Source organism: Streptomyces sp. NPDC037410 (assembly GCF_055602235.1).
The window spans coordinates 376,117-402,265 of the sequence record NZ_JBVJWR010000003.1 but is presented as its reverse complement, the minus strand read 5'-3'; the positions used below and the strand labels follow the sequence as shown (position 1 = coordinate 402,265).

The following is a 26,149-nucleotide window of genomic DNA, read 5'->3' as shown; positions in this document are numbered from 1 at the left end:
CCGCACCTCAAGGACCATGCGGATGCCGGCATGGGCAAGGAGGAATGTGGTGAGGGCATCGCGGTCGGTCGGGTAGGCGGTGGCTCGTTCGACGGTGCGGCCGGCTCCGGCAAACGCGGGGGGTGCCAGGCACTGCGGCGATCGGCTCCAACCAGAAGGCGTCGCCGAGGGCGGTGGACGTACGCCGCCGTCATCGACCCGGAGCTCACCCTCTCCTGCCCGCCGTCACTCACCGCGGCCACGGCAGCCGACGCGCTGACCCACCTGGTCGAGACGTTCACCGACCGGGTCAAGGAGGTGACGCCGGAGTTCCTGTCCCGTCACCTGTACGTCGGGAAGATCCCGCTGACCGACATCTTCTGCCGCAGCGTCCTGACCCTGCTCAACACCTCCCAAGAATGCGACGGTTGCTTCCAGCTCACCGACGGCTTTCAGTACGGTGAGCGGATTGTCGTCGACGAGCTCGTCCAGGCGCTCGTGCAACTGCTGCAGGAGGCCGGCCAGGTCCCCGGGCAGCGGCACCGCGTGCGCGGCGACCTCGTCCATGTGGTCCTCCCAATCGCCCTCGGGCCCTGAGGTGTCATAGGCATCGAGGTGGTCGCGGTCGACCTTCTGCCATTCGATCGGGAAGGTGCGCTCGCCGCGCCACCCGCATGCGCACCTGCCCCGCGTCGAAGTCGCCGTCGGCCTGCGGAACGAACCGTCGTACGCCCACCAGTCCGTCGACTCGTGGAAGTGGGAGCCGCTGCCCAGGTCGAAGTAGACCGGACCCGGCTCGCCGCCGTCGGCCAGCAGCACCCCGACCTTGCCCTCGTGCGACTCGAACCCGTCACGCTTCCAGGTCATCCTGGCTCGCCTCCTCGTCGGCACACGGCGTCCCGAACGGCCGCAGAATCCACGGTGATGCATCGAGGCGTCTCCGCGCAGCGGGTTGGCATATTCCTCTGGCAAACTTGATGTGCGCGTCGCGTCGCGCGCCTGCCCGGGGCGCCTGGACTCCAGCGCCCGGTTACGCCGTCGGGTCGAGGGGACGACCCCCGTAGTCGCGTACAGGTGGGGACCAGCGACAGGACGGTGACGGGGCTCGCCCTCGCGGGCCGCCTTCCCAGGCGATGACCGCAGCATGAGCGGCCGGCCACTCAGCGTCGGGCCGGGCCATGGCGTCGACGGGGTGGCCGGGCAGTGAAGGCGACGCAGTCGGAGAAGCGGAGCCGGGTGGCGGGCTTGCGGGCTTGCCGGGTCCGGGAGCCTGGCATAGCAAGGGTAGACAACGCCGTGCGATGAAGGCCCGGTGCGCTTCCGGTGCGCAACCGCCGCCGACACCGACGTCGCCGCGGCCACCGCCCGCTGGACCCGCGCCATCGATCGCTCCGGGTGCGGACGTTCGTAGAGGTCGGCGATTGATGCGGCCGCGCAAGGCGAGGACGGCCAGCGTGACCAAGACGGGGTCTGTGAAGCTGCTGAACATCTCTGTTCCGGTGCCCCAGGTAATGAGGCCTGGCCGCTTGAGCGGAACACGACGGAGTTCAGTACCACCTGCAGGGCCTTCTCGAAGCGTTCCCCGTTGAACCGGTCGCTGAGGGCAACGTCAGTTGCGGTTCCTGTTTGTTCAGGGTCAGCGTCACGTTCCCGCCGTCGGCGGGCACGGTATCGGTTGCGGTCTGTTCGGGGGTGACGAGTCGGGCAGGCCCAGGTCCATCATCAGCGTAATGGTGGCTCTCGCCATAGCAGAAGTCCGCCGCACCAAACCGGCTTTCTGTGTTCATGCAGAGCAGGAACACAGAAACCGGGTGATCACCGTGATGGTATTTTCGCCGAATCATCAACCGTGAGGGGACCAGGGTGGGGAATCTCGGCGGCTACCAGTGGATGACTACCACCGCGAAGCAGGTCGGCGGCCCGAAGGTACTGCTTGTCGGCGTTGGCGTGCTCAGCTACCTGACCTTGCGCGGTGCCGAAGCCGGCACAACTGCTGCGTACAAGAAGCTGCGGAGAGCGTTCGGAAACAAGTTTGAGTCCATGTCCGACCAGGTCTTCGTCGTCAACGCCGACGGCAACGACGGCAGCGGCCTGACGGTTCGCGTCGGCAATGAGATTCGAGTGCTCAAGGACGTCGGCGAGGCCGTCCTCGTCGAGGTGATCGGCGGCCAGAACAACCCTTACATGGTCGCGCCGACCTTCCTGGCCTCGGTCTGTGACTGGAAGAGCAGAGAGGCTTGACGTCTGCAAGACATGGCAACGACGGAGCAACGATCCTTATCGAGTAGGCGGCGCAATGAAGACGTTGAACCGCCCTTGGCGACGACACCGTGGCAGCAGTCGGCGATAGACACTCCCCGCTGTGCGGCTCCCAAGACCTGGCTCCCCTTCGACGTTCACCCAAAGGCTGTCCCATGAACGATCTACCGCGTTCGATCGGACATTGATGGTGTGCCTCATCAAGCGCGGGTCAGGTGGTGGCGGCGGGCGGTTGGCGTCGTCCATCTATGGGGCGGCATGTGCTGACGCCACGCCGTCTTCGCCGCCGCCCGGAACCAGCCGGAGTCGCTGCTCAACGTCAGCGAGGCGCGAGGAGGCAGAACTCGTTGCCTTCCGGGTCGGCCAGAACCGTCCAGGAGATTGCGGACTGGTCGATACCGGGGTCGGTGGCACCCAGCGCGCGCAGTCGGGCTTCTTCTGCTTCCAGGTCGTCACCGGGGTAGGGACGGACGTCGAGGTGGACGCGGTTCCACACGCTCTTGGTGTCGGGGGTGCGGAGGAACTCGAGGTAGGGGCCGACGCCCTTGGCGGAGCGCATGGTCGCGTGGTCGTCGGTGACCTCGTGCAGCGTCCAGTCCATTGCTTCGCCCCAGAACCGGGCCATCTCTCGTGGGTCGGTGCAGTCCACCACCACCGCGGCGATCGGCCCTGTGTCCTGGTAGATCGCGCGGGGCTCCAGGACGCAGAACTCGTTGCCCTCCGGGTCGGCCATGACCGTCCAGGGGACATCGCCCTGACCCACGTCGGCGAGCGTCGCGCCGAGATCCTTCAGACGTGCGACCAGCTCCTCCTGATGGGCGGTCGAGGTGGTGGCCAGATCAAGGTGCACCCGGTTCTTCACCGTTTTGGGTTCCGGGCGGGCGACGATGTCGATGCAGACGGCCACGGGGTCGGGGTAGGTGAAACCCACGGGTTCGAGGTTGGTCACGCCGGGTCCCTCGCTGTCGACACCCCACCCGAGTGCCTCCGCCCAGAACCGGCCGAGGGCGGAGTCGTCCTGGGCCTTCATGTTGATCTGCACGAGTCTTGTTGCCATGCCGCAGATCCTATGGGCTCCGCCAGCCCAGGCTGCCGCGAACAGACGTGAGCTCGACCAGGTGCTGACTGTGGTCGTGCTTGCCAAGGTCCTGCACCGGCTCGGCGAGAGTCGTCTCGACATCGCCGGCGCCGGACGGGCCGTTGTCGCCCGCCACCGCCGGGCCCCTCGCGGCGCCGGCCCGACGATCACCCCTACGGGCGGCACCGCCGTGCGAGCTCGAGAACCCGGGGATGATCGGGCCCCACGACGGCTCGTACCCGTTCCAGCAGTTCGGCACAGGTGGTCGCGGCGGCTGCCGGGTCCTCGGCTAATTCAAGCCATCCGGTCAGTTCGGACTCGGTGAGGTAAGTGTCCGGGTGCTCCGGGCCCAGCGCCCGGAACCGGTCGACCAGCAGCTCGGCGAGAATCCTGGCTGCGCTTGCGGGATATCCCGCCCGCCCAAGGAAGGTGGCGAGATTGTGGCGGCTGTTGAGGGTCTCCGGGTCGTCGGGCCCCATCGCTCCCGCCAGACGTGCGGGCAGTTCGGCGCCGATGACAGCGGCAGCAGCCGGGTCACCCGTCTCCGCCAGCCGCACAGCCAACGCGCTCCAGGCCAGGAGAATCTGACGATACTCAGGGCCCGACGCCTGCTCCCGAGCGGTCAGCATCTCGGCGAAGTCGGTGCTCACACCGCCTTCGTTCGCCGACATCTTCAGGAACACGGCAAAGCACTGCAAGGCGTTCAGGGTGTAGGGATGGTGGGGACCGAGATCCCTCCCCATGTCGACGCAGAGACCTTCCAAGGCCGCCAAGCACCCGGCCAGGTCCCCGGTCATCATCTGCGCATGAGCGAGGAAGAAGCGAGTGGCCAGGGCATCCTCATGATGGGAGCCCAGCTGTCGCACTTGGTCTTCCAGCAGTTGTTCTCCGGCATCCAGAGCCCCGGCCCAGTCTTCCGCCTCCCCCCGCCAGAGAATGAGCCGTCCGCGGATGGCCAGGGTGTCGACGTGGTGGAGGCCCAGCACGTACGAATAGTCCGCGACCAGCTGCTCGAACTCGCGGACCGCAGCGGCCGCATCACCCAGACGCCCCAGCGTCTCGGCGAAGCCTCGACGGGCATTGAGCGTGATGGGGTGTCCGGTGCCCAACACCTCCAGCATCTCGGGGAGCAGCCGCTCGTACTCGGCCATCGCGCCCTCGCGGTCTTCCGCGTCCCGCCGGCAGCGGGCGAGCTGACTGCGGGTGGCGAGGGTGTCGACGTGATGGGGGCCCAGCACGCGTACACGATCGGCGACCAGCCGCTCATACTCGTCAACCGCGCCCACGACATTCCCGGTCTGCCCCAGCCAACGCGCGAGATCGAATCGAGTGGCGAGCGTACGTGGGGCGTCGGGGCCCAACACCCGTAGTTGGTCTTGCAGGATCAGTTCGCATTCCCGTAGAGCGCGTGTCGCGTCTCCCGCCTCCCCGCGCCAAAGGGCGAGTTCTTGGCGCGTGATGAAGGTTTCGGGAGCGTCAGCGCCCCGCAGGTGCAGCACGAACGGAAGGATCTGCTCGTACATGACCACCGCGCCTGGGGCGTCGCCCGCCTCTCCGATTGCGTAGGCCAGGTTCTGGTAGGTGAGAAGCGTGTCCGGATGGTGAGTGCCCAGGATGCGCTGGCGGTCTTCCAGCAGTCGCTTGTACGCCTCTATCGCACCGAAGGTGTCCCCCGTCTCCCCCAGCCAGCGTGCTCCTTCGAAACGGGCCTCAAGGGTGCTGGGGTGGTCCGGGCCATGGTGGCGGGTGCATGCGTCGACCACGTACTGGAAATGGGCAGCGGCCGCGCCTGCCTGGCCCGTCTCACCCAGGCTCGTGCCGACTCTGCCGAGGACAGGATGGACCGCCGGCTGGAGCAGCGCCCTCTCCTCGTGCCGGAGAAGAGCTCCGGCATTCGTCCGCAGGACGCTGGCGAACTCGGTGTCGCGGTCGATCTCCGGCCAGGCGGCGATGAGCGCGTCGGCAGCCGTACGGGCGCACGCGTCCCGCTGTTCGGGGGTGAGGGTGTCGCGGGTCGCGCGCTGGATGAGCTGGTGGACGCGGAGGGCCTGGTGCGGGGTGCTCGGGGTGTGGTCGATGAGGCTGAGCCTGTGCAGGGCGCGCATGGCCTGGGCCGCGTCCCGGGAGGAGACGGGGGCCGGTTCCCCTGCCGAGCGCCGGTCGTTCGCGGTGCGGTGTGCGGCAAGGTAGGTACGGACGGGTGCGCTGGTCAGTACGGTCTGGGGGATGCCGTTGGCGTCGAGCAGGGCAGCGAGGTGGAGCAGGGGGCGGGCCAGGCCGACGGGGCGCAGCCGGTCGGCGCGCTCGATGGACAGGGACCAGGCCGCGGCGAGGACGCCCTGTTCGTCGGGGAGTGCGTCGGGGGCGAGGTCGGCGAGCGCGGTGGCGCGATCGGCGAGCAGGGTGCGGTAGCTGGGGCACTCCCCCTCTTCGTGGGGGCAGGGGGTGCAGTCGACGGGGATTGCGGCGTCGGCGATGTAGGTGGCGGCCTGCGCCAGGGCGAGGGCCAAGTGGCCTAGGTCCGCGGCCAGTGCGGCAAGCCGGTCGGCGGCCTCATGACGGCCGTGCAGGGACAGCGACGTGTCGAGGTAGGCGACGGCTTCGGCCGGGCTGAACAGGCCGACCTCGACGGGGCGGCGGTTGTCGCCCGTGAGGGTGGCGTCGCGGCGACGGGTGGTGACCAGGGTGCGGCCGTGCGGGCTGGCGGGCGGCCACAGGCTGTACTTGTTGTCGGGGTCTTCCGGGTTCGCGGTCAGATCGCCGGGGTCGGCCATGTCGTCGAGGACGACGAGCCACCGGCGCGACTCCTGATCGGCCTGGGGTTCGAGCCAGGCCAGGAAGGCTCGGGCCGCCTGGTCGGGATCGTCGGGTTCGGCTCCGCACAGCTTGACGCCGGCTCTCGCGTACGAGGACACGACGGACGAGCGGGACGATGCAGTGACCCAGACCAGCACGTCGAGGCCGCCGTCTCGCCAGGCGCTGCGGGCATGGTCGGCGGCCAACTGGGTCTTGCCCACCCCGCCCATCCCTGTCAGCACCGCGGTGCTGCTTTCGTCGAGCACCGCCCGGAGCCGGTCCGCCTCGGCACGGTGCTGGAAGAACTGTGCCCGGGACGGGATCACACCGACCGGGTGGCGCCATGGGGCGGGCTCGCTGGGCCCCCGCTGCTGCACAACGGTCACACAGCCGACGGAGCCTGTGATCGCGATCCCTCCGCCCGACGCGGTCGCATCCCCCGTGTGGGACACGTCGGCGGGAGCCGCGGCAGCATCACCGCTCCCCGGAGCCGGGCCCTGGTAGCCGGTGATCGCTGTACCCCCCGAAGTCGCCGAGGCGTCGCCTGTGTCAGTCACCGACACCTGTGAGTCGGCGGAGTCGGCGGAGTTGGCAGAGTCAGCGGAACCTTGCGGGCGCTTGTGTTCTGCGGCCACGAGACGATCGTTCCTCCCGTCGATCCGACTGTGCTCTCGGGCTGATCCGTCTGATCGAGCAGCTCAGGTGTACTCGATCCCGCTGGTGGCCCTGCTGCCGTCGCCGTCGGCGGTGGCCTCGCCGGTTCTCTCGGCCCGCGCCGAGCCGCTTCCCCGGCCCTGCGCGCGCTTGACGCCGGTAGTCGCCGTACCACCGCCGGTGGCATGGGCTTGTCCGGTCCTCACCGCCGCGTCGTCGGTGCGGTCGCCCGGACGCTGGAACAGGGCCCAGACCAGGGCCGCGACGGCCACGGCCGCCTGGACGGAGGCCCCCACCATCTGTCCCGCGTCAGGGCCGTCCAACAGCCAGATCAGCGGTGTGGAGACGACTCCGGCCACCCCCAGCACGATGATCGTGATCTTCCATGTCTGCGACATGCCACCCCCCTGAGAGCAGATCGTCAGCGTTCTCGTTCTCCTGGGGAACGCTGTGGGGGCACGGCTGGTTCCAAGCTCGTCCCGGCGGCAGTGAACCAGATGGCCGTCTGGTCGTATGGGTAGGGGCCGGGTGGTCCTTGTGGCTTGTCATGCCCCGTTGTCTGGTGACGGCCTTGTTGTTGAGTGAGCTGGTTGACGACGGGAATGCCGGTTTCCGAGTCGAGGGTGACGGGTGTGTGGCCTTCGGCGTCGGTGGGCGGCGGGGGTGGGGTGTCCCAGAGGCGGAGGCGGATGACGATGCGGACGCGGATGTCGGGTTGGAGGGTGTGAATGTAGAGGTGGCAGCCGTTGCCGGCCACCTGGTGCCGAGTGGCGCCATCCGGTAGCCCTCCCGGAGACCTTGCCGGGTGAGGGTGGCCTCCCGGCGCCCCTCACGGGGGTGGGCGCCGGGAAGGCGGTTCTCACGGGGGTGGCGCAGGAAAGGCGGTGGGGTACCTCTTGTGCGGCCTTCGGGTCAGCGGAAGGTGACGGAGGCGCCGCCGGCCGCGGTGGTGACGGAGCCCGGGCAGAGGAAGCTGCCCGAGGTGCGGGTGGCGGTGAAGGCACGGTTGACGTACCTGCGGGTCGAGCCGTCACGGTCCCAGACCAGGGACGTCGCTCGGTAGCGGCAGCTGATGAACGACTGCTGGCCGGTGATGTCGATGACGTCGGTGCGCGCGGTGGCCGTGGCATCGTCGAAAGTGAAGGCGGGGTTGTTGTTGAGGGTGGCGGTGATCCCGCCATCGCAGGCGAGGTTGCCGCCGGGGCGGTTGATGGTGGCCCGGTCGATGGACAGAGCACTGGGCGCGGCGGCGCTGGTGTTCGCACCGGTCCACGTACAGGTGCTGCCCGCGACCACGATGACGCCGTCAGCCTTGAGTTCGGCAGTCGGGCCGATCGCGGTGGCGGCGACCGTGCTCGCGACGACCGTCGCGAGAGTCAGGGCCGCGATGCCGGTGTAACGGGAGATGTGCCTCATGTCGCTCCTCCTTGCCACGTCCTGGTGGCGTATGGGGGGCGAGGCCGGGAAGCCTCGCGGGAGAAGTGCGGAGAGATCTCGTACGGCGGCACGTCCGGCGGCATGCGGTTCCATCCGGGATCGCGACGCGCAAGGAGCGTGCCACGGGGATCATGAAATGTCATGCTCACGTCAATCATTGGCCGGATTCCGGCACGCACGCCGGACGGGGCCCACAGGCCTGCGGGTCCTCGCCGCCGAGCCGCGGGGAACAGTTCGTCGTGATTCCCACTACCGACCGCGGCTGGGGAGCGATGACTCGGGTCCGCTGGTCACGGCGTGGGCCAGGTGCCGGGCTCGGGCCAACCGGTCGCTGTGTTCGCGGGTAATGCCCTGGGCCAGGACGATTCCGCACCGCGGGCTATGAGGTTCGTCGCTGTGCAGGATGCTGGGAAAGTGCTGCGCGGTACCGGGGAGCGGGCGCTCTGAGCGCAAGGCCCAGTCCGCCGGCTCCCACGACAGGCGCTGTCGGCGTACGGGGAGAAGTGGCTCTGGCAAGAATTTCGTAGTCGGAGATCGTCTCGGTGACACGGTCGACCGGTTCGCATAGCGGGCTGCCTGTCGTTGTGCTCTGTTGAACTGGCGAGCTTGCTACCGCAGTTGGCTGATGTGCTGGTCGTGTCGGTTGATGTCTCTGAGGCCGGTGTGGCAGTTCACGCCCGTACGAGGTCCGGTGTTCCCGCAGGGTGTACGGGTTGCGGCAGGCTCAGCGGGTGGTGCCACAGCCGCTACGTACGGCGCCTCGCCGACGTCTGTCTCGGGGGTCGGCCTGTACGTATCGACTTGTCCGTACGCCGTCTGTACTGCGAGAACGCGACGTGCCCGAAGGTGACCTTTGCCGAGCAGGTAGCGGGGCTGACCGTGCGCTACCAGCGTCGGACGCCGCAGTTGCAGCGCCTGGTGGAGGACGTCGGCGTGGTGCTGGCAGGCAGGGGCGGCGCCCGGATGCTGCGGATCTTGAACATCCGGCTCTCGCGGTGCACGGTCCTGTCCCAGCTGATGCGGGTACCTCTCCCGCCGCTGGTGACGCCCCGGGTGCTGGGGGTGAACGATTTCGCGCTCTACGGCGACACCTACGGCACCCTCCTGGTCGACGCCACGACCCGGCTTCCGCTCACCCTCTGGGAAGGGCACGACGCCGAACAGCTCAGCCGGTGGCTCCGTAAGCACCCCGGTGTCGAGGTCGCCTGCGGCGACGGCTCCCTCACCTACCGGCAGGGCATCGCGGGCGGGGCACCCGCTGCGGTACAGGTCAGCGACCGCTTCCACCTGTGGCAGGGGCTTTCCCGCCGTGTCCAGGACATCGCCTCCGCCCACCGCGGCTGCCTGCCTGCCGCCCTTCCTCCGGCCGGCGAGAGCGATCCCGCACCGGCCGGGGAGGCTGCCGAGAATACGGCGGAGGGCAGCCGGGCCGCACGACACGCCCGCAGACTGTTCGAGGCCGTTCAGGCCCTGACCCGCACCGGCCAGAGCCACAGCTCCGTGGCCCGCGAGCTCGGCCTGAACCGCCGCACGGTCAGCAAATACGCCCGGGCCCGCACCTGGCAGGAGGTGATGCGCCGCCCACCCCGCAAGCCTTCCGCCCTGGACCCCTACCTCGACTACCTGCAACAACGCTGGGACGAGGGGCAACACAGCGCGAAGATCCTGCACGAGGAACTCCAGACCAAGGGCTACCTCGGCCACTACCAGCGCGTGAAGATGGCCGTCGCACCTCTCCGGCGGGGCCTGCCCCTCGACGAACCACGCGAGCGGCCGCCCTCACCACGTGAAACGGCCCGCTGGATCACCACCCACCCGCACCGGCGCCACCTCCACATCAACGACCGACTGCCCCGGCTCCTGGAGCACTGCCCTGAACTCAAGGTCACCCACGACCTGGTTCGCCGGTTCGCCGCCATGCTCGACAAGCGCGACGCGACACCCCTCCCGGGCTGGCTGAACGACCTGGCACGCAGCGGCTTGGCCCCTCTCGTCGGCCTCGCCGGAGCCCTTCGCGAAGACCAGCACGCCGTCGCCCAGGGGATCACCACCCCCTACAACTCCGGCGTCAACGAAGGCCGCATCATCGACGTCAAGCTGCAGAAACGCCTGATGGCCGGCCGCGCCGGCGTCCCTCTCCTTCGACACCGCGTCGTTCTGATCGCCCACCTCCGCCGCCGCTATACGGAGCGGGCGACCGCGTCATCGAGATGATCTCCGGCTACGAAATTCTTGCCAGAGCCAGGGAAGTGCTCAACCGGGTACAGACGAACGTGCTCAAGTTGAGTTCGCCGACGGCGCTGGGGAGGATGGCATGCTCGTCTGCCGCGATGTCGACACCGACATCGGGAAGCTCGGCCATGGCCGCATGGAGTCACACGTACGGCGACCACCGCACCACCTGGACGCGGCAATCTGGCCTCGTCTCGGCTTCCAGGAGGGGAAGACCACCACCTGGACTACCCCCGGGCGAGTACGCGCTCGCTGATATTCCCTGCAGGGGGCTTCGCTGTGTCCATAGAATCCGGCCCCGATGAAGAGACGCGTGCAATTCACTGAGCAGGTTGCCCGATTCCGCGACTACATGCCGGCCGAGGACCGGGGGAAGTTCCTGCGTCTCGTCAAGAGGATCACAGCTGATCCCGAAGGCGCCGACAGCCACCTTGCTTACATGAGCGACACGGTGACGCGAAGCGCGTGGGAAGACCACGTCATGGTCCACTACGTCGTCACCACCTTCTTCGTGATCGTCATCGAGGCTGACATCTACGACGCATCGCGCGGTTTCAACGTGGTGTAGCTGGCATGGGCGGGTCCGAGTACGAGGTGGGCACGTTCACCCGTACATGGCTGAGCCCGTCCACGGGTGCGCCGACAGGTGGTCGTGGAGGAGGGCATCTGCCCACCGCGTTTCGCCCCGGTCGACTACCGCGAGCGCCGTGCGGTCGAGTGCGGGATCAACCGCCTCAAGAGACAGCGCGTCGTTGCTACGCGATACGACAAGTTCGCCGTCTGGTACGGGGCGACTGTCCTCGTCGCGGCCATGAACGATGGGCTGTGACCTTCGGCCCTCAAGGTTCTACGACCGTGTCTCCGACGGCACAGGCCATGGACTCGCTTCGTCGCAGCGAGCCAGCCGAAGCACACTGTCCTTGCCGACTACGAACGTGAAGGGTTTGGCCAGCTCCGCCACCGATTGCTCCACGATCCAGCCGCCGAAGCCAGCGGCCGAGCCGATCCGGCGCACCGGCGCACGCTGTCACCAGGCCAGACAGCTGTCTTCAGCTCAACCGGTCCGACGTACCTATCCCTTATCGCGCACGAGGTCGCTAGCGCCCGATCAGACGGTTCCAGAGGCCGGGCTTCTTCTCCTCCGTAAGGCGGGCCGGCCGGACTTCGAGCGACCAGTCGCCGTCCCCGTTGACGACCGCCAGGACCAGGGGCCCCTCGGGGAGCACCCGTGCGTCCTTCGGGCGCCGGCCCGTCTCGCTCGCCAGTGCGTCCGGGTACGGGGCGGGGGCGCCGGGGCGACGCGGCTTGTGGCCCTCGATGCGCAGCCACCCACCCTCCTCCGCCGCGCGCATTCGGGAGAACAGCTCGCCCGCGGGCCCGGTGTGGAGCAGGACGTCGGAGCCTCGCCCGGTGGCCCCCTCGCCGAGCGCGCGCACCGCGCTGAGGGGCCGGATCACGACCACCCACTCGTCCCGGCTGTCGCACTGGACGCGGAAGCGCAGGGGGTACAGGTTGTCGCACCACATCACCCTCCGGTCGAACCGGTGGGGCGGGAAGCTTCTGCCGAGGTGGACGGCCTCTTTACCGTTCCAGTCGAGGGAGTCCATCCAGAAGATGCCCGAGCCCGTACGCGCGACGTCGACCAGGACGTAACCGGGCGGAGGTGTCTCCTCCATGGCGAACTTGGCGTCGCCCCTGCCGACGTACACGATGTCCTCGAACTCCCCACCAAGGATCCCGGCGGCCGCGGCCGTCCCGGCGGACAGGGTCCTCCCGGCGGACGGGGCGGGCGAGGGGGCGATCAGCCCCGCCCACCGTCCGCCGTCCGCGAGGTCGATCCGGCGCGGGGGCCGCGCGCGGTCCTCCCCCCGCGCGCCGGACCCGGACCAGGCCGACGCGCCCTCCGAGGCGGAGCCCGTACCCGTGCCCGAACCGCGGTGCGTACCCGTATTCGTGCCCGAACCCGAACCAGGTCCCGCACCGGCGTCCGGCCCCGAACCCGGACTCGGCCCCGAACCCGTGTCCGGCCCCGGGCGCGACGACTTGCCGACGGCTCCGTGCGGGATCTCCAGCGGGACCGGTCCGGCCTGCCCTGACTGTCCGGGGGCCGGCAGGCCCTCCCCCTTGCTGATCTGCGTCACGGCGTCATGCTGGCACGCGCCGCCCGGCCTGCCCAGGGTCTTCGGCACACGCCCAAGTGCTGTGACCGCATGGGTTCGCCGGGTCCACGGTCAGGTAGTGGACACCGCGGGTTCGACGTCGGGCTGTGGCACGATGTCGCGATGATCACCTCACCGGTCCCGCCCGTCGTTCCCGCAGGCCACCTGGCCCAAATGGAACAGCCCGTGCTGGCTCTCCCCAACGGTCTTGAGCTGCGTCCCTGGCACGTCAACGACGCCGACGTTTTGGTGGCCGCCGCCCAGGAACCGCCCATTCGCCAGTGGAACCGACTCGCTGTGAAGTCGGAGACGGAAGCACGCAAGCGGATCGAGCGCATGCACGAGCGTTGGCAGAACGAGCAGAGCGCGATATGGGCCATCGCCCGACCTGACGGCGGTCAGGCCGTGGGCTTGATCGGTTGGGGTGACATCGACCTCGATGGCGGCAGCGCCGAGATCCTGTACTGGATTCTGTCCACAGAACGCGGTCGCGGCACCATGGTCGAAGCCACGAAGGCTGTGACCGCGTGGGCGTTCGACGAACTTGGTCTGCACCGTCTCCGGCTGTGCCACGCCGTAGCCAATTCGGCGTCGTGTCGAGTAGCGGCGAAGGCCGGCTTCTCCCTCGAAGGCACGATGCGCGGCGCCCTGCTGCACGAAGACGGATGGCATGATCAGCACCTTCATGCCGTGGTGCGCGGCGACATCTGATGCTGTGCGAGTCGGCCGGGCTGTGGTGTGAAGTGACCTGCCGGCCAACGGTGCCTGTCTCGCAGAGGGTGCGTGCTCGTTCGCGTCGTGGGCACTCATTACCGTCATGACCCGCCGCCTCACCCTCAACGGTCCCACTCTGCCAGCTGGTAGAAGGAGTACCAGCGCAGGCGCGTGATGCCGCCCTCGGCCGTCTCGGCGCGGAGGAGGCCCTCGACCGCCTCGGTTCCCTCGCCGTCGGTCGGGTGGCCCGCATCAGGACCAGCGGGTCGCTGGGCCGATACGGCTTCGCCGACCGCCCGCCGGGTGAGGGCCTGCGGCCACTGCGTGACCCGGCGACCGTCCACCTCGACGAGGACGACGAGGGCGCCGGCGAATGACGCGGCGTCAGGGCGCGTATCGGGTCGTGATCAATGAGCAACGCCGAGTTCCAGTCGTTGGGATTGCCGATAAGCGTCCGCCCTCGGCACACCTACGTCGCCGACGACATCGCGCTGCTCATCGTCGATGGGGTCATCGACGGCGAGGGACCGGACGGAGAACACGTCCGCATCGAAGGCACAGCCACGGATGTCGCTCGGCACGGCTCGGACGGCCTGTGGCGGTACGTGATCGACAACCCGTTCGGTACTGCGGATAGGCCCCACCTGGGCGAATGAGCAGCAGACTTGGCCCGTGTCAGCTTGATTGGTTTCAGAGAGGTTCAACCGCGCGGTGCCTCTGGCCCTATCGGATATTGAGCAGAACCTCGCACTGCAGGTTCGGCGGATCGAGGCGGCAGGCGGCAGAGCGGGCCGACACCGATGACGGGGTGTGCCGTCGCTGTTCGATGCGCCTTCACCCGCATCGAGCGGGTGATCATGTAGGAGTGGTGTGGTCGATTTGCACCACACACCAGCAGCTGATCGGCAGGCGCCTGACCTGGCGCTCCGAAACAGTGAACCGTCGTGCGCACCGACCCCGTGACCCGGCAGCCGTGCCGGACCGCCACGGCCGACATCTGAGGGGAAGCGCGTGAAGAGACTCATCGAGGGGATCCACATCTTCCAGAGCGGCGTCTTCGGGCAGCAGCGAGAGCTGTTCGAGAGTCTGGTGACCGGCCAGAATCCATCGGCCCTTTTCATCACCTGCTCCGACAGCCGGGTGGTGCCCTCACTGGTGACGCAGACCGGCCCCGGCGATCTCTTCATGCTGCGCAACGCGGGCAACCTGGTACCGGCCTACGGCCCCATGCCCGGGGCCGAGGCGGCGGCCATCGAGTACGCCGTGGAATCCCTGAAGGTCAAGGACATCATCGTCTGCGGGCACACCCAGTGCGGCGCCATGTCTGCGGTGCTCGACCCGGCATCACTGGAACGACTGCCCGCGACACGTCAGTGGCTCGTCCACGCGGAGGCGACACGGCGGCTCATCGACGACCACTACGCCACGGCTTCCGAGACCGAGCGGCTGGAAGCGTGCGTCGAGGAGAACGTCCTCGTCCAGATCGAGCACCTGCGCACCCACCCGAGCGCACTGGCGGCGCTGGCACGGGGGCAACTCAAACTCCACGCCTGGGTGTACGAGATCGAGACCGGGCAGGTCATGACTTTCGACCAGGCCAGCGGCCAGTATGAGCCTCTCGCAGACGTCGCCCGAACGGACAGCGTCGAAGACGGCATCTGATCAACGTGCATGAACGTGGGTGTCCTGCCGCTGCGGACACGGGCAAGCCTCGCTGACTGGCGTCCTCATTTGTCGCGCAGTTACTTCTCGAAGCGCATCGTCCGCCTGGGCGGCTAGAACGCGGCCTGTTACGAGCTCGGCGCCCGCGCCTGCGACGGGTGGTCAGGTCGCGTGGCCTGTCCGGCCGAAGGGGTCTATTGGGAGCGGGCGAAGGTCGGGAGGTGGGCGAGGGCGCCGTCGAGGAGTGCTCGAAGGTCGACGTGGTCGGGGTCGTAGAGCCAGGAGATCACGACGCCCAGGGCGATGGAGACGTTGCGGGCCGCTTCGGAGGCCGCCCGGGCTCGTGGGAGTCCCTTCGCTGCCAGTGCGGACGTGACGTCGTGCCTGGCCTCGGCAAGGCGACGCCGGGTCAGGACGTCCGGGGTCGACGAGGATCGATGAGACGGCTTCCGTACTGGGTGGCGGTGCCGGATGCCCGGCGCGACAAGTGCCGGCCACCGGGCCTGGGCTATCGCTGAGGCACCGGGACGAGGCGCAGGAGTGCGTGGAGGACGGCGTCGACGGTGTCCTGCGCGGGCTCGTCGCTGACATGGGTCAGCAGGCGGGCCAGGACCCGCAGGAGATGCGGCGACGCCATCACCCGGGGGTGGAGGACCGGCCGGTAGCCGAACCGGGAGAAGACGAGATCTCCCGCGAGGTTCCCCAGCCGGTAGTAGCGCGCCCACCGGCGCTGGATCTCGACGGGGTACTGGTGCAGCGCGTGCTCCCGGCGCGGGGGGGGGGGGGGGGGGAGGGGGAGGGGGGGGGGGGGAGGGGGAGGGAGGGGGGAGATCACAACCGCCCGGGGATGCGATCATCCCCTACTTGAGTGCCCACGCAGGCGCCGGCTCCCTCCCCCCCCCCCCCCCCCCCCCCCCCCCCCCCCCCCCCCCCCCCCCCCAGGGCGATGGTCTCCGCCGCCACCTCGGCGGCCTCCATCGCCTGGGCGATGCCCTCACCGCTCCACGGGCTGACCATGCCGGCACTGTCACCCACGAGCAGCAGGCCCCGCCTGTACTGCGGTCGCCGGTTCAGCCCCATAGGCAGCGGCGCGCTACGCAAGGGCGACTCGGCGTTCTCTTCGTGCAGGCCCCATTCCTCGGGCAGGCGGGGCAGCCAGTGTTCCAGCGCCGCACGCAGGTCCACGGGCCGGCGCCGCCGCTGCTGCGGCAGGGCGCCGAGGCCCACGTTGACACGCCCGTCCCCCATGGGGAACACCCATCCGTACCCGGGCAGGTCGAGTCCGGTGCGGGGACAGCGCAGGTCGGCCCACAGTTCCAGGTAGGGGTCGTGGGTGCGGGCCTCGCTGCGGTAGTACCGGCGGGCGGCCGCCGCGACGGGTCGCTTCGCGTCCCGTTCGAACCCGAGGCCGAGAGCCGTACGCGCTGAGGCGCCGTCGGCCGCGACCACCAACGGGGCCAGGTAGCGGACCGGCTCCGCATCCGGCCCGCGGGAGGCGGTCACGCCGCTGACGTGCCCCGCCCGGTCGGTCAGGGTGCCCGTCACCTTCACGTGGGTCCGGAGGCGCGCTCCGGTGGCGCTCGCGCGGGCGGCGAGAAGGTCGTCGAAGTCATGGCGGCTACGGGTGAGCCCGAAGTCGGGAAGGGCGCCCAGACGCGGCCAGTCCAGCTCCACCTGGTGTCCGGCGCAGACCCAGCGCATTCCCTTGTTGCGCATCCAGCCCGGCGCGTCGATGTCGACGCCCAGCCGCACCAACTGGTGGACGGCGCGCGGGGTCAGCCCGTCACCGCACACCTTCTCCCGGGGGAAACCGCTCTTCTCCAGGAGCAGCACGTCCACACCGGCTCGCGCCAGGTGTACCGCGGCAGCAGAACCCGCCGGTCCCGCCCCCACCACGATCGCCTGCGCCTCCTCGTCATCGGCGCCTTCAGATCCCCCACGGCCGCCGTCACGGCCACCGTCGATCCCGTCACTTTTGGTGATCACTCCCCTACTATGCCCGCCGGCGGGCACCGGCAGTCCGTGCGGCACGGCTGAGGCGGCCGCGCGTGCGAGAACGGCTTCGTTCATGGGGCTTCACCGGCGGTGGCGGTGTGAGGGGTAGCTGCCGTCGCTGACCACTGGTCACCAGCCGCTCGCGCCTCTCGAGGCTCGCCGGGGTCGACCGCCTCACCGCGGGACGAGCACACTCGGCTGTCCCTGCTCAAGGCCGGGGACAACGACGTCCGGCAGGCCTTCGCCAGCGCCTACCGGCATCTGACGCCCCTGTAGACGCGGCTCTTCCGCCTCCTCCCGCTCGTACCAGCCCGGCACACCGGGACGGAGCCCGCCGCGGCCGGGCCGCGACGGGCGGCATGCCGCCCCGGTGCTCGACGATCTGGCAGAGGCCGGATTGCTCACCCCCGCCTCCCATGCCCGGCCGTTGACAGACCCACGACCTGCTGCGGCTGTACGCCACGCAGGACCGGCCCGCCGCGCGGCTCGCCATGGCCGACCACCGCACCGCCGTCGCCTACGCCGACCAGGGTCGCCACGCGGAGGCGCTCCCCGGGCTCGGTTGTCTCAGCCGTGCAAGCGCGGGCCCTGGTGGCTCACCAGGGACAGCCAGTCGCGGTGGGTCGCCCTGCCGGTGACGGGGAGTCCCCGTTCGGCCTGGTAGATGCGCAGCACGTCCTCCGTCTCTGAGGTGAAGGTGCCGCTCACCACGGTCGGATGGCCGGCACCGGTGAGGAGCGACTGAAGTGCCTCGACCGCCGGACCGTCGTCACCTCCGCCGAGCGGGACGACCAGCCTCGGCCAGGTCTGGGGGCCGACGCGGCCGTCCCGGACGAGGCCGAGGGACTTCTGAAAGTCGGTGATCGCGTTGACGGTGGTGTGGTCGACGGTGCCGGTCACTTCTAATGCGTGGCCCTTCGCCTTGAGCAGGTACTGCACCGTACGCGCCTCCCACAGCACATCGCCGAGGCGGACGACCGGCCACTCGTCGCGCGAGGCCGCCATGTCGGCCCCGCCAGTGGAGGTACCGGTGCCGGGAGGGGCGATCACCGGCCGCAGCCAGAGCCCCGCCGCGAAGGCCCCGCAGGTGAGCAGGAGCCACAGAATCCGGCGTAACGACACCGGGACGGCTACCGGTACGGCGACGGCAGCCGGATTCGCGACCGCCACCGTGCCCGGGGCGCCGGAGCGCACCGCCTCGTCTGGCGCCTGCGGCACGCGCGCGCGTGGCACGCGTCGCGCTTCCTGGGCCGCGCGGGCGAGCAGCAGCGCCTCGCCCAGCTCGCCGTCCGGTGCTTCGAGGGCCTCGTGCAGGGCCTCGACAACCGACGGCGGGGCGGCCATCGGCCGTCCCGGGTTCAGATAGCGGGACATGGTCGCCTGATCGACCCCGGCCCGACGGGCCAGGGCCTTCTGTGTGGGACGCACCCCGGCGCACCCCTCCCACCACGCCCGGAGTACGGCGGTGAGCGCCGCGGCCGGATCAGTCAGGGCGGGTTCCTCGGCGCCGGCCCGTGTGCGGTCCATGTCGCATCCCCTATGCATGTGCATCGTCGCAGGCCAGCCGGGTGCATCCATGCGTGCATGGACGCATGAGCGCTGGCGGGTGCCGAGGCTAGCGGCGCGGGGCCTCGGCGCGGCACGGTGTGCGGGCCGGGAGGGCGTCGCCGCTCCCGGCGTCCCGACCGCCCCCACCGCGGAACGTCCGCGTGCCGCCGTATCGGTGCGGGGGACGACTTCATCTCCGCTTCATCTCCGCACCTCACCCGAACGGGTGAGGTGGTGTGCTGACGAAAGGACACACAGTCATGCGCAAGTGGACCGGCCCCACCCTCCTCGCCGCCGCGGTCGCCGCCCCGCTCCTCGCGGTCGCGCCATCCGCCGACGCGGCCCCCGCCAAGTACACCCACGCGGCCGCCTCCCAGCAGTTCCGCGCGGCAGGTGTCTCGTGGACGTCTAGCAAGAACTGCTCGGACTGGAACCGGAAGGGCTGTACGTCCTTCACGAACATCAACCGGGCCACCGTCGCCGGGGCCATCGCCTTCAAGAAGGCGAGCCGCTGCACGGTGGTCATCACCGGTGGCACCGAGGTCGGTCACAGCACCCGGGGCACGTACACCCACCGCAGCGGCTACAAGGTCGACATGTCGGTACAGACGTCCTGTCTCGACACGTACATCAAGAAGCACTACAAGAAGGCCGGCACGCGCGGCGACGGGGCCCTGCTCTACAAGTCCCCGAACGGCAACGTGTACGCCCGCGAGAAGCACCACTGGGACGTCACGTACTACAACGGCAAGGTCTGACCGGCCGCCGCCGGGACTGGGACCGGTCCGGTCCGGTCCCAGTCCCGGTCGTAGGACGCCCCTCCGGTGCGAGTAAGGGAGATGCGATGAGACGGCGGCGTTCGGGCGTGCCGGGTGGCGGCTGAGCCGGCAACGCGGGTACGAGCGGTGGCGCGTTGTGGCGTTCGGCGCGCAGCCATAGACTCGCGCGTCCCGCCAACTACGCGTCGAACGGAGCTCGTCATGCCCAAGGTCACCGCGATCGCCCTGCTCAAGGCCGCCCCTGGCGCCGAGGGCAAGGTCCGTGAGCAGGCCCTGTCCTTGGTCGCGCCGTCGCGGGCCGAGCCGGGCAACATCAGCTACCAGGCGTACGTTCACCCCGAGGACCCGAGTGCGTGGATCGTGTTCGAGGAGTGGGAGGACCGCGCCGCGTTCGATGCGCACCTGTCGAGCCCGCATCTGACCGAGGCACTGGCGGCGGGTCCGGGACTGCTCGTCGGCCCGCCGGCCGAGCACGTGTTCACCGCTGCGGAGTGACCGGCGCCCCGGCTGCCGCCTGAGGCCCTCCCCGCAAGGCGCGGGAGGCAGATGCGAGGGGGAGGGCCCACGTGCTCCGAGCGATACCTGGAAGTTCTCCGGTCGAGTTCCTCGACGCCCGCGGGCTGGTGTTCGGCGAGCGGCCGACGCCTGTCCTGTCCCCCTGGGAGAGACGTGAGGTGGACCGGCTGTGGGAGGAGACGACGGCCCTCAACCCCGCCACGTTCGACGGACCGCTGGTGGCCGCCCTCGGCGTCGACCAGTCCGGAGACGGAAGCCTGGTCGTCCGCTGGGCGCCCATGACGTACCGCTACCGAGCCCTGCGTCGGCTACGGCCGCCTGAGCAGGTCCCCGGGTCTGTGTTCGTCACCGCTCTCCTGCCCACCGAAGACGGTCTCGTGGTCGGGCGTGGGTCTGCCACCACGGCGGCGCCCGGCCGGTGGGGCCTTCCGGGCGGTGCGGTCGAACCGCCCCCGGCCGGCCGCCCCCTGACCATGGCAGATCTGCGCCGACACGCCGCCCGCGAGCTGGTCGAGGAGACCGGTGTACGTGTCGCCGTCGAGGAGTTGCGGCTGTGGGCCCTCACCCGGGGCACCCGGTTCGGCAGTCTCGGCTTCCACTTTCTCTGCCCCCCTGCGTCCGGGGCGCACGTACGCCTCCTGCATGCGGATCTGTCCGTGGTGCAAGCCAGGTCCGGTTCAGGGCCGGAGCTCGACGAGATCGCCTTCGTATCCTCACAGGCCGCAGCACGTCGCCTTGGTTTGACGGCGGACTACCTGCCCCAGGTGTTCGACCGGTACTTCACCGGCTGACCCGTGCAACACCGCGCTGGGCAAGGGGCCCCATCGGCGGTACGTGGCCATCGCCGAGCCGGCGAAGAAGGGCGTCCGCGCTTCCGTCACGTTGGAGACCGCGAACCTCTGCGCGCGGGGAGCGATGGACCAGCCCGGCGGAGCACCGGGAACAGCCATGGCAGGTGCGGTGGTAAGTGCCCACGAGTCCCGCCATGTCCAAGGCCAACGATGCCGACGGCGACCCTAAGAAGGGAAGCCCTCCTCCGCGCCCCAGAGCAGCAACTGGGGCGCATCAAGGCATGCCGCACCCCCATGCCGCGGGTGAGGCGGGGTGGCTGCCGGAGAGATCCCGGTGGCCGTCGGCCTGGAATCCCTGGGCGCCGTCTGCCCGGCCGAGGGAGCTGTGTCTGCCCGGGCAGATCCCCGGCATGCATCTGCCGTCAGCGCGATCCATCACTCCAATGGCGGTCAGAATCACGCGCGCCAGGGCGGTGAGAGCGATCATGACCGGTGTAGGCGCAGTTCAGGAGCAGTCCTGAAGCCGTGGGTCCGACGGGCTTGTAGCGAGCGATTCCGGCGAGGCTTTCACGCAACGGCGCCCCTCCGGGGCCCGCATCCAGGCGAGACAGCCTGGTGATGGACTGCGAGACGCCCGCCTGTCGATGTGCCGGGCAGTGGTTTCGGCGCGCCGTCTGGTTCGTCGCGCGCTGCAGCGATCCGAGCCGCAGGACGGCACATGAGCCTGGTGATGCCGGCCCGTGCTCTGTCCGCGTTGTTCAGCGGGCCTTGCGCCCGCCGGCTTGCCGCTCCTCTTCCGTAGCACTGGAGGTCCAGATGGCACCGCATGAGCCTGCCCCTGATCGTCTCGTGGAAGCTGTACGCAATGCGCCCGACAGCCTGATCGTCCGGCTCCTGGAAAGCGACGACTGTCGCGAGTCACTGCTCGGAGAGGCGATCCGGGAGTTCCAGCGGGCGTCGGCCTCGTCGCAGGAAGCAGGTGACGAGGTCCTGCCCATCAACCCTGTCACCCACGATCCCGCTTGGTGAAGTGCCGCAGGCGGAAGCAGACGACGACGGTGAAGGGAGACTCCGATGGAGCGGCGAGCAGTTTCAGCGGCAAGGGTGCTGGTGACCGATCTGGACGGCACCCTCCTGGGCGGCGAACCACAGGAGCGGCGGCGCCTGCGCGACGCCCTGGCCCGGCATCCGCAGATCACTCTCGTCTTCGCCACAGGGCGCGGTCTTGCTTCCGTGCAGGCCCTTCTGCGCGATGATCCCCTCGTCCCGATGCCGCGCTGGATCATCGCGGACGTCGGTGCGAGCGTCGTCGACGCCCCGCGGATGCTGCATGTCCGCGCGTTGGAGGAGCAGCTACGGGAGGGCTGGCCAGGCGCGGAACTCGTCCGGTCTCAGCTGAAGGCCTTCCCGCGGCTTGTGTATCAGCACGGTGTGCCGCAGGAAGGCCGGTGCTCGTTCCGTCTGGATCCGGCGGATCTCACCGGCGCGCTGAGGTACGCGGTCAAGGCCTTGGGGTGCTCCTGGTCCTACTCGTCCGGCCAGTTCTTCGACGTGCTGCCGGCCGCTGCGAGCAAGGGGAACGCACTGGAGCTTCTCAGGCGCGGCATGGGCTGGCCGCGGCAGGCCGTGCTGGCGGTGGGGGACTCGCTCAATGACCTCTCGATGCTCTCGCGTGGCACACACGCCGTCGTCGTGGCGAACGCCGAAACGGCCCTGGCCGCTGCCGCTCCCGCGAGGGAGGACGTGCATCACTCCGTGTGGGAGGGCGCTGCCGCTGTTCTGGAGGGGATGGAGCGTCTGGGCTGGCTGGAGAGCCGGTCGGTGACGGTCGGCTATCACCGTCCCCCCGTGCGCTGGGTCGACGGCGGCTGGCGTTCGCCGTGCAGTCCGAACGGCATCCTGCCGACCTTGCGGAGCGCGCTCGCTGATGAGCGTCTGAACGCCGTGTGGGCAGCGGCCCACACCGGTGAGAGGACGCCGACCGCCGCCGCGACGGCTGCCGGGGTTCCGCTGTCCCTCCTGCCGCTGAGCCCCGAGCGATGGGCCGGTTACTTTCACCGCGTATGCAAGGAGACGCTCTGGCCCGCGCTGATGTCCCAGCCCGATCTCATCCGTGATCTGCCCCGTCACTGGCCTGACTACGAACGGGTGAACGTCGACTTCGCCCATCACATCGGCTCCCTCGCGGCGCAGGGGGGCACAGTCTGGCTGCACGACTACAACCTGTGGCTCGTCGCGGCGGTTCTCAAAGCGCAGCGGCCCGACCTGGCGATCGGGCTGTTCCATCACACGCCGTTCCCCAGGCCCGAGGTGTTCCGTCGGATTCCAGCGGCCGAGCAACTGATCACGTCACTCGCCTACCTGGACTGGGCGGGCTTCCACACCGTGGACAGCGCCGACAACTTCCGCCGGCTGCTCGCCTCTGCCTCCAGGCGTGTCCCCCGCCTGGGCGTGCATCCCCTCGGCATCGACCGACGTGCCGTCGCCCGCATGGCCGAGGCCCGCCTCCGGCATCGGCGGCAGGACGACGGTGGCGACGGTCAGCTCGTCCTGTCCGTGGAGCGGCTCGACTATGCCAAAGCGCCCGTCCACAAGATCCACGCACTCCATGAGCTCCTGACACGAAGACCCGAGCTCCGGGGGAAGGTGTCCTACCGTCTGATCTGCCCGCCTCCGGAACCCGGCATCGAGGCCTACGACACCACCCGTCAGGAGCTCGAAAGAGCGATCGACCGCATCAACCGCCGCTGGGCCACACCGGCCTGGGAGCCCGTCGAATACATCCCCCACAACCTCGAGTTCCCCCAGGTCATCGACCACTACCTGGCCGCCGACGTGTTCTGGGTGACCTCACTCGCCGACGGCATGAACCTCACCGCCCAGGAGTACGTCACCACACACCACGCCACCCATCGCCCCGGAACACTCGTGCTGTCCCGGTACGTGGGAGTGGCTCAGCACATCGGCTCCGCGGCCCTGCTCACCGACCCCCTCAGCGCGCAAGACCTCGTCGCCAGCCTGCACGCCGCGCTGACCATGCCCGCGCACGAACGCACCGCACACATCAACCGACTGCACGACCTGCTCGACATCCCGGCTCCCGATCAGTGGGCCCGCGCGTGCATCACCGCCATCCACCACGCCTGGGCCCCCTTGCAGACCGGCCCCGTCCCCGTCCCTGCGACGACCTGAGTACGCGCCGGACCTCGGCTGCGGGCCTCTGATGCGTGCTGTGGCCGTCCGGTGTGGCTCTGCGCGGCGGCCCCGACCCAGGGGTTGGTCGGAGCCGCCACAGAGCACCCGCGATGACGCGGCGCGCGGACCGTCGGGACATCGGGGCCGTCCGAGGAGGAGGGGGCAGCCTTCGATGTGCCGATCGGGCCCGTGGGGGCCCTCTTAGTAAATATATATACCGTCAAGTAAGCAAGGGAATGAAAATTTTCATTCCAAATGATCATGCATCACAGACCGGAACCCGGCCCCTGCCGTCTCGGTCCCTCTCAGCCGGTCTCAGTCGTCCATGAAGATTTCGTGCTGTTCCGCCGCGTGCTCGTACTTCTCAAGCCGCGCCTGCGTACGCTCCGGGTCCGCGTCCGCCATCGCCTGGAGGATGCCCGCCGACAGCACCCCCGGCGCCGCGTACGAGTCGAAGACGAGCCGCGAGCCCGTGCCCGCGGTGAACACCTCGTCGACCTCGTCGGCCAGCGGCCCGAGCGCGAGGTCCGTGATCAGCGCGACGCGCAGCCCGACGCCACGGGCGGCACGCACGACGGCGAGGGTCTCCTTGGCGTGCCGCGGCATCGCGAAGGCCAGCACCCACGTGCCGCCGGCCTCGCGCGCCTGGAGCAGCCCGTCGTAAGCGACGCTGCCACCCCGCGTCACCACCCGGACATCAGGGTGGATGCGCCGCGCGGCGTACGCGAAGTACTCGGCGAGGGAGACCGAGATCCGCAGCCCGACGACCGTCAGGGGGACGGACCGGGCCAGCTCGCGGCCGATGTCGACGATCCGGTCGGGGTCGGCGAGGGCGCGCCGCAGGGACGTCAGGTTCTCGATCTCGGCGTCGATCGCCGACTGGAGCTCGTTACGATGCCGCTCCTCCCCCTCGCCCGGCGCACCGGCGACCGCGCTGAGCGCAAGGGGCTGGAGCGCCTCCCGGAGCGCGGGGTAGCCGCTGAATCCCAGCGAGGAGGCGAACCGGGTCACGGACGGCTGACTGACCCCCACGCGCTCCGCGAGCTCGGTGATGGACAGGAACGCGGCCTCGGTGAGGTGATCGGTCAGGAACTGGGCGATACGCCGCTGCGCGGGAGACAGCCGGTGCCCGCCGAACAGCGCCCGCACCCTCTCGGCAGGAGAGCCGGTCTCGACCCCCGCCTCGGTCTCGGTCCTGGTCTCGGACGAGCGCCTGCCCGGCGTGATCGCGGCTGCCTGTGCACGCGCCTGCTGCCCGGATGCCACGGAGTGTCTCCTTCTCATCTCACTGCCGCCCAAGATAGTTCACCCGCGCCCGGCCCCGACGCTCCCGAGGCACCGGCCCGCCGCACCACGCCGTCTGCATTGCACGGTCGGCCGGGTGCGCGTCACCCTGATAGTCGAGGGCAGGTACTGACGTGCACACCAGCGACGAGATCTACCACCGGGTGCTCTGGGACCCGCGCTTCGACCCCGAGCGGTTCGTCATGGGGATCGCCGAGCGCGGAGCCCCTCCGAAGCGGGTCCTGCTCGGCGACTTCGTACCGGGCGGGGAGATCCCCTGGCATCGGGTGTTGTTCTTCGAGGCGGACGGCCAGGTCGTCTGGGACCGCGCCCGCGGCATGGACCGGCTCGACGAAACCCTCCTCGGGCAGGTCGGGCCCGTGCCGGCCCCGGCACCCGGCGACGTCCTCGCCGTCCCGTCGACGAACCGCACCGCCGTCGCCTGGCTGCCGCCCCCGGAGTTGTGGCCGCCGATCCAACACATCCGCCGCGCACACGACCGGCAGATCCACCGCTGGCCGCCGCACGTCAACGTGCTCTTCGGTTTCGTCCCCGAGGCCGAGTTCCCCCGGGCCCTGCCGCTGGTCGCCGCGGCACTCGCGGAGACGCCGCCGTTCACCGCCCGCCTGGCGGGCGTCCACTGGTTCAGACACGGCGAGGACGCCACCGTCTGGCTCGACCCGGCCGCCGCCGACCACGAGCCCTGGGCGCGGCTGTGGGAGTCCCTGGAGCTCCGCTTCCCGCTGTGCGGATCGCACTCGCACGGCTTCACCCCGCATCTGTCCCTCGGCCGTGCCCCGGACCCGCACCCCCTCGCCCGCAAGGCGGAGGCCCTCCTCGGCTCCATGACGGCCCGGGTCGACGAGCTGGTCCTGCTCTCCCGGCGCGGCGACGAGCCGATGCGGGTCCGGGCCCGGGTCCTGCTCGGCAGCGGCGACGTACAGCACCCGGAGGATCCAGACCTCCCGGATGCCTCTCCCCCGTCACCACCCCAATAGGCAGACGCGGAACGGGCCTCTGCCGGCTGGGCCCCTTGCGCTCCATGCCGAGCCTCGTCTCTCGCTGTGCAAG

General features: G+C 69.8%; 25 protein-coding genes. 13 read left to right on the top strand and 12 right to left on the bottom strand.

Going from position 1 to position 26,149, the window contains the following annotated elements:
- Positions 1-225: 225 nt before the first annotated feature.
- Positions 226-846: a hypothetical protein gene (locus tag ACZ7HT_RS07260; RefSeq protein WP_471160964.1), complete on the bottom strand. Its 621-nt coding sequence runs from the start codon at positions 844-846 to the stop codon at positions 226-228.
- Between the two features lie 996 nt (positions 847-1,842).
- On the opposite strand from ACZ7HT_RS07260, the gene ACZ7HT_RS07255 reads away from it, so the two are divergent.
- Positions 1,843-2,220: a hypothetical protein gene (locus ACZ7HT_RS07255; protein ID WP_471160961.1), complete on the top strand. Its 378-nt coding sequence runs from the start codon at positions 1,843-1,845 to the stop codon at positions 2,218-2,220.
- Positions 2,221-2,557: 337 nt separating this feature from the next.
- Here ACZ7HT_RS07255 and ACZ7HT_RS07250 read toward each other — a convergent pair whose 3' ends face one another.
- From ACZ7HT_RS07250 to ACZ7HT_RS07235, 4 genes are all read right to left on the bottom strand, one after another.
- Entirely contained in the window at positions 2,558-3,295 is a 738-nt protein-coding gene (locus ACZ7HT_RS07250; RefSeq protein ID WP_471160959.1) for a VOC family protein, read from the bottom strand.
- Between the two features lie 194 nt (positions 3,296-3,489).
- Positions 3,490-6,498: a tetratricopeptide repeat protein gene (locus ACZ7HT_RS07245; protein ID WP_471160956.1), complete on the bottom strand. Its 3,009-nt coding sequence runs from the start codon at positions 6,496-6,498 to the stop codon at positions 3,490-3,492.
- Between the two features lie 312 nt (positions 6,499-6,810).
- Entirely contained in the window at positions 6,811-7,164 is a 354-nt protein-coding gene (locus ACZ7HT_RS07240; RefSeq protein WP_471160953.1) for a hypothetical protein, read from the bottom strand.
- A gap of 514 nt (positions 7,165-7,678) precedes the next feature.
- Positions 7,679-8,182: a hypothetical protein gene (locus ACZ7HT_RS07235; RefSeq protein ID WP_471160950.1), complete on the bottom strand. Its 504-nt coding sequence runs from the start codon at positions 8,180-8,182 to the stop codon at positions 7,679-7,681.
- 648 nt (positions 8,183-8,830) lie between these two features.
- On the opposite strand from ACZ7HT_RS07235, the gene ACZ7HT_RS07230 reads away from it, so the two are divergent.
- A complete protein-coding gene (locus ACZ7HT_RS07230) occupies positions 8,831-10,417 on the top strand; it encodes an ISL3 family transposase (RefSeq protein WP_471161128.1) in 1,587 nt (528 codons plus the stop codon).
- Positions 10,418-10,424: 7 nt separating this feature from the next.
- Here ACZ7HT_RS07230 and ACZ7HT_RS07225 read toward each other — a convergent pair whose 3' ends face one another.
- Positions 10,425-10,565 carry a hypothetical protein gene (locus ACZ7HT_RS07225; RefSeq protein WP_471160947.1) on the bottom strand — a complete coding sequence of 47 codons (141 nt, stop codon included), beginning with the start codon at positions 10,563-10,565 and terminating at the stop codon, positions 10,425-10,427.
- A 183-nt stretch (positions 10,566-10,748) separates the two neighbouring features.
- Between ACZ7HT_RS07225 and ACZ7HT_RS07220 the strand changes: the two genes are divergently transcribed.
- Together ACZ7HT_RS07220 and ACZ7HT_RS07215 are read left to right on the top strand one after the other, a co-directional pair.
- On the top strand, positions 10,749-11,003 hold the full coding sequence (locus tag ACZ7HT_RS07220; RefSeq protein ID WP_471160944.1) for a hypothetical protein: 255 nt from the start codon (positions 10,749-10,751) through the stop codon (positions 11,001-11,003).
- 66 nt (positions 11,004-11,069) lie between these two features.
- Positions 11,070-11,264 (top strand): hypothetical protein, encoded by a 195-nt coding sequence (locus ACZ7HT_RS07215; protein ID WP_471160942.1) that lies wholly within the window; start codon positions 11,070-11,072, stop codon positions 11,262-11,264.
- 268 nt (positions 11,265-11,532) lie between these two features.
- On the opposite strand, the gene ACZ7HT_RS07210 is transcribed toward ACZ7HT_RS07215, so the two are convergent.
- A complete protein-coding gene (locus ACZ7HT_RS07210) occupies positions 11,533-12,576 on the bottom strand; it encodes a hypothetical protein (RefSeq protein ID WP_471160939.1) in 1,044 nt (347 codons plus the stop codon).
- A gap of 141 nt (positions 12,577-12,717) precedes the next feature.
- Here ACZ7HT_RS07210 and ACZ7HT_RS07205 point away from each other — a divergent pair, with 141 nt between their 5' ends.
- Positions 12,718-13,305 (top strand): GNAT family N-acetyltransferase, encoded by a 588-nt coding sequence (locus ACZ7HT_RS07205; RefSeq protein ID WP_471160936.1) that lies wholly within the window; start codon positions 12,718-12,720, stop codon positions 13,303-13,305.
- Positions 13,306-13,430: 125 nt separating this feature from the next.
- On the opposite strand, the gene ACZ7HT_RS07200 is transcribed toward ACZ7HT_RS07205, so the two are convergent.
- Positions 13,431-13,652, bottom strand: a complete 222-nt coding sequence (locus ACZ7HT_RS07200; RefSeq protein WP_471160933.1) for a hypothetical protein — start codon at positions 13,650-13,652, stop codon at positions 13,431-13,433.
- 66 nt (positions 13,653-13,718) lie between these two features.
- Between ACZ7HT_RS07200 and ACZ7HT_RS07195 the strand changes: the two genes are divergently transcribed.
- Complete coding sequence (locus ACZ7HT_RS07195; protein ID WP_471160930.1) at positions 13,719-13,964, top strand: YybH family protein; 246 nt, start codon at positions 13,719-13,721, stop codon at positions 13,962-13,964.
- Between the two features lie 355 nt (positions 13,965-14,319).
- Complete coding sequence (locus ACZ7HT_RS07190) at positions 14,320-14,970, top strand: carbonic anhydrase (protein ID WP_471160927.1); 651 nt, start codon at positions 14,320-14,322, stop codon at positions 14,968-14,970.
- 508 nt (positions 14,971-15,478) lie between these two features.
- On the opposite strand, the gene ACZ7HT_RS07185 is transcribed toward ACZ7HT_RS07190, so the two are convergent.
- From ACZ7HT_RS07185 to ACZ7HT_RS07175, 3 genes are all read right to left on the bottom strand, one after another.
- Entirely contained in the window at positions 15,479-15,607 is a 129-nt protein-coding gene (locus ACZ7HT_RS07185) for a hypothetical protein (protein ID WP_471160924.1), read from the bottom strand.
- A gap of 194 nt (positions 15,608-15,801) precedes the next feature.
- Complete coding sequence (locus tag ACZ7HT_RS07180; protein WP_471160922.1) at positions 15,802-17,040, bottom strand: geranylgeranyl reductase family protein; 1,239 nt, start codon at positions 17,038-17,040, stop codon at positions 15,802-15,804.
- Between the two features lie 492 nt (positions 17,041-17,532).
- Positions 17,533-18,492 (bottom strand): peptidoglycan-binding protein, encoded by a 960-nt coding sequence (locus tag ACZ7HT_RS07175; RefSeq protein WP_471160920.1) that lies wholly within the window; start codon positions 18,490-18,492, stop codon positions 17,533-17,535.
- A 281-nt stretch (positions 18,493-18,773) separates the two neighbouring features.
- Here ACZ7HT_RS07175 and ACZ7HT_RS07170 point away from each other — a divergent pair, with 281 nt between their 5' ends.
- The 5 genes from ACZ7HT_RS07170 to ACZ7HT_RS07150 all read left to right on the top strand — a co-directional run bounded on the left by ACZ7HT_RS07170 (position 18,774) and on the right by ACZ7HT_RS07150 (position 23,791).
- Complete coding sequence (locus ACZ7HT_RS07170; protein ID WP_471160917.1) at positions 18,774-19,271, top strand: hypothetical protein; 498 nt, start codon at positions 18,774-18,776, stop codon at positions 19,269-19,271.
- A 222-nt stretch (positions 19,272-19,493) separates the two neighbouring features.
- Complete coding sequence (locus ACZ7HT_RS07165; protein WP_471160915.1) at positions 19,494-19,787, top strand: putative quinol monooxygenase; 294 nt, start codon at positions 19,494-19,496, stop codon at positions 19,785-19,787.
- Positions 19,788-19,858: 71 nt separating this feature from the next.
- Positions 19,859-20,599, top strand: coding sequence for an NUDIX hydrolase (locus ACZ7HT_RS07160; protein ID WP_471160913.1), 741 nt, complete (start codon positions 19,859-19,861; stop codon positions 20,597-20,599).
- A gap of 816 nt (positions 20,600-21,415) precedes the next feature.
- Entirely contained in the window at positions 21,416-21,628 is a 213-nt protein-coding gene (locus tag ACZ7HT_RS07155) for a hypothetical protein (protein ID WP_471160911.1), read from the top strand.
- 81 nt (positions 21,629-21,709) lie between these two features.
- The gene (locus tag ACZ7HT_RS07150) at positions 21,710-23,791 is read left to right on the top strand and encodes a trehalose-6-phosphate synthase (protein WP_471160909.1); all 2,082 of its coding nucleotides are present in this window, start codon (positions 21,710-21,712) and stop codon (positions 23,789-23,791) included.
- A gap of 318 nt (positions 23,792-24,109) precedes the next feature.
- Here ACZ7HT_RS07150 and ACZ7HT_RS07145 read toward each other — a convergent pair whose 3' ends face one another.
- On the bottom strand, positions 24,110-25,060 hold the full coding sequence (locus ACZ7HT_RS07145; protein ID WP_471160906.1) for a MurR/RpiR family transcriptional regulator: 951 nt from the start codon (positions 25,058-25,060) through the stop codon (positions 24,110-24,112).
- 152 nt (positions 25,061-25,212) lie between these two features.
- On the opposite strand from ACZ7HT_RS07145, the gene ACZ7HT_RS07140 reads away from it, so the two are divergent.
- Entirely contained in the window at positions 25,213-26,076 is an 864-nt protein-coding gene (locus ACZ7HT_RS07140; RefSeq protein WP_471160903.1) for an RNA repair domain-containing protein, read from the top strand.
- The last annotated feature ends 73 nt before the right edge of the window (positions 26,077-26,149 follow it).

Bases quoted from the DNA above. Each gene is read 5' to 3' on its own strand.
- ACZ7HT_RS07175 (WP_471160920.1), bottom strand. From the start codon at position 18,492: ATGGACCGCACACGGGCCGGCGCCGAGGAACCCGCCCTGACTGATCCG.
- ACZ7HT_RS07235 (WP_471160950.1), bottom strand. From the start codon at position 8,182: ATGAGGCACATCTCCCGTTACACCGGCATCGCGGCCCTGACTCTCGCG.
- ACZ7HT_RS07185 (WP_471160924.1), bottom strand. From the start codon at position 15,607: ATGGCGTCGCCGCATCTCCTGCGGGTCCTGGCCCGCCTGCTGACCCAT.
- ACZ7HT_RS07165 (WP_471160915.1), top strand. From the start codon at position 19,494: ATGCCCAAGGTCACCGCGATCGCCCTGCTCAAGGCCGCCCCTGGCGCC.
- ACZ7HT_RS07180 (WP_471160922.1), bottom strand. From the start codon at position 17,040: ATGAACGAAGCCGTTCTCGCACGCGCGGCCGCCTCAGCCGTGCCGCAC.
- ACZ7HT_RS07240 (WP_471160953.1), bottom strand. From the start codon at position 7,164: ATGTCGCAGACATGGAAGATCACGATCATCGTGCTGGGGGTGGCCGGA.
- ACZ7HT_RS07205 (WP_471160936.1), top strand. From the start codon at position 12,718: ATGATCACCTCACCGGTCCCGCCCGTCGTTCCCGCAGGCCACCTGGCC.
- ACZ7HT_RS07260 (WP_471160964.1), bottom strand. From the start codon at position 846: ATGACCTGGAAGCGTGACGGGTTCGAGTCGCACGAGGGCAAGGTCGGG.
- ACZ7HT_RS07170 (WP_471160917.1), top strand. From the start codon at position 18,774: ATGCGCAAGTGGACCGGCCCCACCCTCCTCGCCGCCGCGGTCGCCGCC.
- ACZ7HT_RS07225 (WP_471160947.1), bottom strand. From the start codon at position 10,565: ATGGCCGAGCTTCCCGATGTCGGTGTCGACATCGCGGCAGACGAGCAT.
- ACZ7HT_RS07155 (WP_471160911.1), top strand. From the start codon at position 21,416: ATGGCACCGCATGAGCCTGCCCCTGATCGTCTCGTGGAAGCTGTACGC.
- ACZ7HT_RS07195 (WP_471160930.1), top strand. From the start codon at position 13,719: ATGAGCAACGCCGAGTTCCAGTCGTTGGGATTGCCGATAAGCGTCCGC.
- ACZ7HT_RS07250 (WP_471160959.1), bottom strand. From the start codon at position 3,295: ATGGCAACAAGACTCGTGCAGATCAACATGAAGGCCCAGGACGACTCC.